The 207-nt window shown below is 60.9% G+C and carries 1 protein-coding gene; it reads left to right on the top strand.

Annotated elements, in window-relative coordinates:
* Positions 1–207, top strand: a 207-nt coding sequence (locus tag AACY19_RS27765) for an immunoglobulin-like domain-containing protein (protein ID WP_339454687.1), incomplete at both ends; no start/stop codon positions are given.

Raw genomic sequence — 207 nt, 5'->3', positions numbered from 1 at the left:
CCGGCAAAACCACCGGCACCGTGACCGTTCCTGCGCCGACTGACGACGTCTATAAAGACGCCGGCACCGTGCAAGCAACGATCAGCACCGCTACCGGTGGCAACTTCGAGAATCTGGTGCCGAGCACGGTTCCAGCCGTCACCGAAGTGACTGACACCATCGACACCTCGACCGTGAAACTGACGGCTGATACCTCGGTGGCTGAAG

Source organism: Pseudomonas sp. EA_5y_Pfl2_R50 (assembly GCF_963970475.1).
Lineage (GTDB): Bacteria > Pseudomonadota > Gammaproteobacteria > Pseudomonadales > Pseudomonadaceae > Aquipseudomonas.
Note: the sequence above shows the minus strand (reverse complement) of the source record. Positions and strands in the feature narration are given on the sequence as shown.